This window comes from Mesorhizobium sp. B1-1-5, assembly GCF_006443065.1.
Classification (GTDB): Bacteria; Pseudomonadota; Alphaproteobacteria; order Rhizobiales; family Rhizobiaceae; genus Mesorhizobium.
The window spans coordinates 1-3,447 of the sequence record NZ_VFWS01000210.1 but is presented as its reverse complement, the minus strand read 5'-3'; the positions used below and the strand labels follow the sequence as shown (position 1 = coordinate 3,447).

4 protein-coding genes are annotated in these 3,447 nt (G+C 65.6%); all 4 read left to right on the top strand.

Annotation, left to right across the window (positions count from 1 at the left end; genetic code table 11):
* The first annotated feature begins 70 nt into the window (after window positions 1-70).
* The 4 genes from FJ980_RS29420 to FJ980_RS29405 are packed head-to-tail and all read left to right on the top strand — an operon-like array spanning window position 71 to window position 3,357.
* Window positions 71-952: a branched-chain amino acid ABC transporter permease gene (locus FJ980_RS29420; protein ID WP_140547139.1), complete on the top strand. Its 882-nt coding sequence runs from the start codon at window positions 71-73 to the stop codon at window positions 950-952.
* Complete coding sequence (locus FJ980_RS29415; protein WP_140547138.1) at window positions 949-1,911, top strand: branched-chain amino acid ABC transporter permease; 963 nt, start codon at window positions 949-951, stop codon at window positions 1,909-1,911. Before FJ980_RS29420 ends, FJ980_RS29415 begins: the two co-directional genes overlap by 4 nt.
* The gene (locus FJ980_RS29410) at window positions 1,908-2,636 is read left to right on the top strand and encodes an ABC transporter ATP-binding protein (protein WP_140547137.1); all 729 of its coding nucleotides are present in this window, start codon (window positions 1,908-1,910) and stop codon (window positions 2,634-2,636) included. Before FJ980_RS29415 ends, FJ980_RS29410 begins: the two co-directional genes overlap by 4 nt.
* Complete coding sequence (locus tag FJ980_RS29405; protein WP_140547136.1) at window positions 2,629-3,357, top strand: ABC transporter ATP-binding protein; 729 nt, start codon at window positions 2,629-2,631, stop codon at window positions 3,355-3,357. Before FJ980_RS29410 ends, FJ980_RS29405 begins: the two co-directional genes overlap by 8 nt.
* Window positions 3,358-3,447: the final 90 nt, after the last annotated feature.

Genomic DNA, 3,447 nt, shown 5'->3' with positions numbered 1-3,447 from the left:
GCAGCGCAGCTGCTGCGGAGGACGGGCAGGGCAGAGGGGGGTGCCTCGCGCATCCGTTGGCAAATAATCCATGCACTTCGGACCCCATCTCCTCCTCGCCGCGCTCGAAGGCCTCGTCACCTCCGCCGTGCTGGCGCTGACGGCGCTTGGCCTGTCGTTGGTGTTCGGCGTCATGCGCGTCGTCAATGTCGCGCATGGCGAGTTCTTCATGCTGGGCGCGGTGCTCGCCTGGGCGGTCTCGACGGCGATTTCCGGCCACCCCGCGATCGGTTTCGTCGCCGCGCTGGTGATCGCGCCCTTGCTGGTCGGGCTGGTCGCGCTGGTTGCCGAACGCCTGGTGCTGCGCCGGCTCCACTACAATCCCGAAGCCACCATCGTCGCCACCATCGGCATGCTCTACATCATCCAGCAGCTGGCGCTGACCTTCTATGGTCCCGAGGCGCGCCCGGTCGAGCCACCTTTCAGCTACCGCATTCTCCTGCCTTGGTTCGGCTATTCCGGCTACAAGCTCTCGGTGGTCGCCGCCTCCGCCATTCTGCTGGTGATCACCTGGCTGGTGCTGACGCGAACGAAGATCGGCCTGATCATGCGGGCAACCCAATATGACCGCGAGACGGCGCAGGCCTTCGGCATCCCGGTCGAGCGCGTCTATGCCGGCGTCTTCGCCGTCGGCGCCATGCTGGCGGCTATCGCCGCGGTGCTGATCGTGCCGATCAGCCAGGCGCACTACCTGATGGGGCAGGATCCGCTGCTCTTGTCCTTCATCGTCGTCATCATCGGCGGCCTGGGGTCGCTGCGCGGCACCGTGGTGGCCTCCATCCTGATCGGCCTCTCCGACGGCATCATCTCGATGTTCTTCTCGCCGACCCTGGCCAAGATCATCGCCACTCTGGTCGTCGCCATGGTGCTGGTGTTCCGGCCGCAAGGCCTGTTCGGGACCACGCCGCGATGAGGGATGCTTCGCCGGCAAAGACCTACGCGCTGCATATCGGCGTCATCGCGCTGCTGTTCGCGCTGAACTTCGTCCTGCCGGACTACCACCAGGGCCTGTTCGCCCGCATCATGGCGCTGGCCGTCTTCGCCATGGGCTACAATCTGCTCTTCGGCTATGTCGGCCTGCTCAGCCTCGGCCACGCCATGTTCTTCTCGGCCGGCCTCTACGGCGCTGGCTTGACCGTCTACCATCTCGGCTGGGGCGTCCCGGAAGCTTTTGTCGCCGGTGTCGCCTGCGGCGCGCTGCTCGCCATGGTCATCGGCCTGCTGGCGCTGCGCACCTCCGGCGTCGCCTTCATGATCGTTACCATGATGTTCGCTCAAGTGTTCTATCTGCTGATCCTCTATTTCGCCGCCTGGACCGGCGGCGACCAGGGCCTTGTCATCCAGCAGGCGTCGCGGGTGATCGCGATCGGCGGCGCATCCTTCGACCTGACCGACCCGACCGTGCGCTACATGAGCGCGCTGGCGCTTTTCTCGATCATTCTGCTCGTCACCTTAGCCGTCGTCCGCTCCCGCTTCGGCCGTGTGCTGGTCGCTATTCGCGAGAATGAGGAGCGGACAAAGATGCTCGGCTACGACACGCTCGCCAACAAGCTCGCCGCGGTCGTCGCCTCCGGGGCCATCTGCGCGGCCTCGGGCGCGGCCTATGCCTTGCTCTTCGGCTATGTCGGCTCGAGCTTCGCTTCCGTGCAATATTCGATCCTGCCCCTGCTCTGGGTGCTGCTCGGGGGTGCCGCGACCACGCTCGGGCCGCTCGTCGGCACGCTGTTCATGTACTATGTCACCGACATCACCAGCGGCTTCACCTCGGCCTATCTGCTGATCGTCGGCGTGGCGCTCATCCTGTTGGTTTTGTTCTTCCCGAAAGGCATCTTGGGCAGCATCCGCGAGCGCTGGCTGGGGTGGCTGCCATGATGCCGCTGCTTACCACCAAGGGCCTGTCGCGCCATTTCGGCGGCCTGCGCGCGGTCGACGGCGTCGACTTCGCGCTGATGCCGGTCGAGATCCGCGCCATCATCGGCCCGAACGGCGCCGGCAAGACCACCTTCGTCAGCCTGCTCTCAGGCCGCATCCGGCCATCCTCGGGCATGGTCGTCTTCGACGGCGCCGACATCACCGCCATGCCCGCCTACAAGAGGGTTCGCCTCGGCGTCGCCTATACATTCCAGATCACCAGCGTCTTCGCCAATCTCACCGCCTTCGACAATGTCGCGCTGCCGGTGCAGCGCACGTTGACCGACGGCCGCACGAAGGGCCAGGTGAGAAGCGGCGTGATGGCGGCACTCGAACGGACCGGTCTCGCCGACCGCGCCGGCACGCTTGCCGGGCAGCTTTCCTATGGTCACCAGCGCCTGCTCGAAGTCGCGATGGGCCTGGCGCTGAAGCCGCGTCTGCTGATCCTCGATGAGCCGACGCAGGGCCTGGCCGACAGCGAGATCGACAATTTCATCACGCTGGTGCGCGAGATCGCCAGGGATGCCACCGTGCTTTTGATCGAGCACAACATGCCGGTGGTCATGCAGCTTGCCGACCGCATCACCGTCTTCAATTCGGGAAAGATCCTCGCCGAAGGCACGCCGGAGCAGATCCGCGCCAACGCGCAAGTTCAGGATGCCTATCTCGGAGCGATCCATGGCTGACTCCGTTAGAACCAATGGCGGATTGCTCACCATTTCCGGCCTCGATTGCTTCTACGGCGAGGTGCAGGTGCTCTACGGCCTCGACCTCACGCTGAACAAGGGCGAGGTGCTTTGCCTATTCGGCCGCAACGGCGCCGGCAAGACGACGACGCTGAAGGCGATCATGGGTCTGGTGCCGGCGGCTGCCGGCTCGATCAAGCTGGACGGCAAGGAACTGACCGGGCTCGCCGCGCATGACGTGCCCAAGGCCGGCGTCGCCTATGTTCCGCAGGGCAGGCGGCTGTTCGCCGAGATGACGGTGGCGGAAAACATCGAGATCGGCCTGATGGCGCGCGGCAAGGGCAGAGAAACCCGCGAGAGCGTGCTCGATCTCTTCCCGTTGCTCAGGGAGCGGTTGAAGCAGCGTTCCGGCACGCTCTCGGGCGGCGAGCAGCAGATGCTGGCGATGGCCCGCGCGCTCTGCCTCGAGCCGCAGGTGCTATTGCTGGATGAGCCGACCGAAGGGCTGATGCCGTCGATGATCGCCAAAATCCGCGAGACGGTGGCGAAGCTGCGCGAGCTCGGCGTCTCGACCATCCTGGTCGAGCAGCGCGTCGACGCCGTGCTGTCGGTGGCCGACCGCGTCTCGTTCATCGAGAACGGCCGCAACCGCGAGACGGTCGATGTCGAGACACTGCGCGCCGATCCGTCAGCGGTGCGCAGGTATGTGGGCGTCGGGTAAGGCGCCGAATGCGCGTCGGTGCCAAGACTATCGGCGGCTGCGCTGCCCCTCATTGCCCTGCCGGGCATTTCTCGCCGTGAACGGGGAGAA